This is a genomic window from Streptomyces sp. CO7 (genome assembly GCF_053474865.1).
On the sequence record NZ_JBRIOU010000005.1, the window covers coordinates 189,325 to 192,747 of the forward strand.

Here is a 3,423-nt window from a genome sequence, read left to right on the forward strand (position 1 = left end):
GTGGGGCGGTGCGCGCGGTGGGGCGGTCAGGCGGCCCCGTCGCGGCGTCGCCCCGCCTTGCGTTGCAGGGCCTCGCGGCGGTCCCGCAGCGCCTTCTGCCGCTTCTGGCTCTCCTTGCGCCGCTCGGCCCGCTCCCGCGCGGCGGGGCTCCTGAGCCTGGTGTGGTCGGGGATCTTCCACAGGCCCCACGCCACCAGGGCGAGGATGCCCAGCAGGACGATGCCCATGGCCGTGGCGAAGGCCGGCGGCAGCTTGTCCAGGTCCTCGATCCGGTACCGGGTCGTGTTCACCCGCCCTGACCTCCCTCTCGGCATGCGGTGCGGCGTCGCTGCACCCTACGCGGCGGCGCGGCCCCACCGACAGACGGACGGGCAGGGGCACGGGTATGCGAACCGGCTCACGTCCCGTCACCGGGGGAACGGGACGCCGCTTCGCCCGTCGGCTTCGAGAGCCGGTGCCAGTCGTGGGAGCACCTGTCGCCGCAGTGCCGCCGACGGCGTGCGTCGGCGACGGCGAGGAGGCGCACCAGGAGCCGGAAGGCCTTGATCCGCTCGTGTCGCGGCCGCAGGGTGGCGACGTGCCCTGCCTGCTCGTCGGCCCGTCCCCGGACGATCAGGACACAGGGAGTGTGGGTGGGCCGAAGCCCTGAGAGGCGCACCGCTTCGACGGCCTCCTCGCGGGTGGGGTGGGCCTGGTGGCAGAAGTGGCCGAGGTCGCGCAGCACGACGGACTGTGACTCCTCGTCCAGTGCCTCGAACCAGGCGAGGCCCTCGGTGAGCGGCCACAGGCCCTGGGCCAGCTCGTCGAGGACGCGTTCGTGCTCGTGCAACCGCGGTGCCTCCCGGGTCGGGCGGCCGGCCACCGGGTACGGCCGGACGGCGAGTGTGGGTCCTTGAGCGCTCTGCCCGCAACGGGACGGGACGCATCGCGTGATCGCCTGAAGCCGTCCCGCGCCGCGTCGGGCGCCGGTGGTTGTTTCCGGGGCCCGTGGCGCGGTACGCGGGGTGGGTCAGAGGCCGGTGGCACCGCCCGCGTGGCGGCCGACCGGTGTGTCGAGAGCTCGCGAAAGGTCGATCCATGGTGGTGCCCGGGACCATGCGCGCGGTGCGGATCACGCGGCACGGAGGGCCGGAGGTGCTGGAGGCCGCGGAGGTGGCCGTGCCCACGCCGCGTGCCGGGGAGGTGCTGGTCCAGGTCGCGGCGGTGGCGCTGAACAACACGGACCTGTGGACCCGGGACGGCGCGTACGGCCGGCCCGGCGACCCACGGGCACTGTCGGGCTGGCGGGGCCCGATCGACTTCCCGCGCATCCAGGGCGCCGACGTCGCCGGGCGCGTCGTGGCGGTCGGCCCGGGCGTGGACGACGCAATGGTCGGACGCCGGGTCGTGGTGGACCCGGCCGTCTACGAGACCGAGGGGCCCGACGCCAACCCGGTGGGCCTGATGGGCAGCGAACGCGACGGCGGCTACGCCGAGTACGTGACCGCACCGGCGGAGCGGACGCACGACGTGACCGCCTCCCCCCTCACCGACGACCAGCTCGCGGCCCTGCCCACCGCCTACGGCACGGCACTGGGCATGGTCGAGCGGGGCCGGCTGCGGAAGGGGGAGACCGCCCTGGTGTCCGGGGCGTCCGGCGGAGTCGGACTGGCGCTGGTGCAGATCGCGCGGGCCCGCGGCGCGCGGGTGCTCGCCCTCAGCAGCGTGTACAAGTTCGACGCGGTACGCCGGGCCGGCGCGCACGGCGTCGTCGACCGGGCCCAGGACATCGACGAACAGGTGCGCGCGCTCGCGCCGGAGGGCGTCGACGTGGCGCTCGACGTGGTGGCCGGCGACCTGCTGGGCGACGGTCTGCCGTGGCTGCGCGAAGGCGGCCGGTGGGTGGTGGCCGGTGCGCTCGGCGGTTACGACGTGGTCTTCGACGTGCGCCGTCTGTACCTGCACAACGCGCAGGTGATCGGTTCGGCGATGCACACGCCGAGGCTGTTCGACCAGCTCATGGAGATGGCCCGCAAGGGCGAGGTCGAGCCCGTGATCGCCGGTGCGTTCCCGCTGGAGCAGGCCGCGACGGCGCAGGAGGAGCTGGCCCGCAGGGGGCACGTGGGGAAGCTCGTGCTGCACCCCTGAGGGGGCCCTGCGGGGCCCCGAGGGGGACCCCTGAAGGGGAGAGCCGCGGGCGGGCTTCGTAAAAGAACGGTCGTTCTTGACCGATCGTTCTCGTATCTCATACGATCATCGGCATGGGAAGACCTCGTGCCTTCGACACCGACCAGGCCGTCGCCGCCGCGGCCGTCCTCTTCGCCGCACACGGCTTCGAGGGCACCTCGGTCGACGACCTCGTCTCCGCCACCGGCGTCCACCGGGGCAGCCTGTACAAGGTGTTCGGCTCCAAGCGGAGCCTGCACCTGACCGCTCTGCGCGCCCACCTCGCGGGCGAGATCCGGCCGGCCGTCGAGGCCGTCGCCGCGATCACCGATCCCGAGCAGGCGCTGGAGAGGGCCGTCGCCACGTTCGACGACGGTCCCGCCGCCGGCTTCCTGCTCCTGGCCGCCGCCGAACGCGCCCCCCACGACCCCGAGGTGGCCGCGCTCGTCGAGGAAGGCGTCACCGCACTGGAGGACGCGCTGCGCCCCAGCCACGGGGACGCCGCCACCCAGCTCGCCTCCACCGTTCTCGGTGCCCGTCTGCGCCTGCGGGCCCGGCCGGCCGACCCCAAGGAGTACTGACATGGCCTTGATCTCCATCGACCGTGAGAGAAACCTGCTGATCGCGGAGATGCAGGGTCTCGACAAGCTCTGGGCGCTGAAGAGCCGCCTGGAGATCCCCCTCGCCCACGTACGGGGCGCCACCCATGACCCCGGCATCGCGCGCGAGCCGAAGGGCGTCCGGCTCGGCGGTACGCACCTGCCGGGCGTCATCACGGCCGGCCGCTTCCGCCGCGACGGGGAATGGGTGTTCTGGGACGTGAAGAACCCCGAGAAGACGGTCGTCGTCGAACTCGCGGACGAGGAGTCGTACGACCGCTTGGTGGTGGAGGTCGAGGACCCGCGGGCGGCCGTCGCGCTCATCGAGGGGGCCCTCGCGCGCGACGCCTGAGTTCGCGCGACGCCTGGGGTGTGTGTGGGGCCGCGGGTCCTGCGGCGCGGGTGACCGGGTGACCGGGCGGCAGGGTGACCGGGACTCTGTGGCCCGGCGGTGACCGGGCCCGGCCGTGACCGGGCCCGGCCGTGACCGCCCCCGTGCGGCGGGCGCGGCTACGGGTGGTCGCAGCCCGGGGGGATCGTGCCCCGCAGTTCCCTCACCAAGGCGCGGACCGCGGCCGTGCCTGCCAGTTCGGGCGTGGTCACGTAACCGACCTGCCGGAAGGGGCGGTCGGAACCGAGAGCGGTGATCCCGACCGAGTGCGGTGCTCCGGTCAGGGAG

5 protein-coding genes and 1 pseudogene are annotated in these 3,423 nt (G+C 74.1%); 3 read left to right on the top strand and 3 right to left on the bottom strand.

Translation table 11 applies throughout. The annotated features are described in order from the left end of the window. Nucleotides 1-26: 26 nt before the first annotated feature. Complete coding sequence (locus ACOV8S_RS19270; protein WP_448319048.1) at nucleotides 27-290, bottom strand: hypothetical protein; 264 nt, start codon at nucleotides 288-290, stop codon at nucleotides 27-29. Nucleotides 291-397: 107 nt separating this feature from the next. Further along, nucleotides 398-829, bottom strand: coding sequence for a DUF5958 family protein (locus tag ACOV8S_RS19275; RefSeq protein WP_448319049.1), 432 nt, complete (start codon nucleotides 827-829; stop codon nucleotides 398-400). A 248-nt stretch (nucleotides 830-1,077) separates the two neighbouring features. Here ACOV8S_RS19275 and ACOV8S_RS19280 point away from each other — a divergent pair, with 248 nt between their 5' ends. From ACOV8S_RS19280 to ACOV8S_RS19290, 3 genes are all read left to right on the top strand, one after another. Then, nucleotides 1,078-2,127: a zinc-binding dehydrogenase gene (locus ACOV8S_RS19280; RefSeq protein ID WP_448319050.1), complete on the top strand. Its 1,050-nt coding sequence runs from the start codon at nucleotides 1,078-1,080 to the stop codon at nucleotides 2,125-2,127. A gap of 113 nt (nucleotides 2,128-2,240) precedes the next feature. Then, a complete protein-coding gene (locus tag ACOV8S_RS19285) occupies nucleotides 2,241-2,726 on the top strand; it encodes a TetR/AcrR family transcriptional regulator (protein WP_448319051.1) in 486 nt (161 codons plus the stop codon). A gap of 1 nt (nucleotide 2,727) precedes the next feature. Next, on the top strand, nucleotides 2,728-3,096 hold the full coding sequence (locus tag ACOV8S_RS19290) for a hypothetical protein (RefSeq protein WP_448319052.1): 369 nt from the start codon (nucleotides 2,728-2,730) through the stop codon (nucleotides 3,094-3,096). A 158-nt stretch (nucleotides 3,097-3,254) separates the two neighbouring features. Here ACOV8S_RS19290 and ACOV8S_RS19295 read toward each other — a convergent pair. Then, a pseudogene (locus ACOV8S_RS19295) lies at nucleotides 3,255-3,423 on the bottom strand (LysR family transcriptional regulator); the annotation flags it as partial.

Excerpts from the sequence above, each read along its gene's own strand:
- ACOV8S_RS19285 (WP_448319051.1), top strand. The coding sequence starts at position 2,241 with ATGGGAAGACCTCGTGCCTTCGACACCGACCAGGCCGTCGCCGCCGCG.
- ACOV8S_RS19290 (WP_448319052.1), top strand. The coding sequence starts at position 2,728 with ATGGCCTTGATCTCCATCGACCGTGAGAGAAACCTGCTGATCGCGGAG.
- ACOV8S_RS19280 (WP_448319050.1), top strand. The coding sequence starts at position 1,078 with ATGGTGGTGCCCGGGACCATGCGCGCGGTGCGGATCACGCGGCACGGA.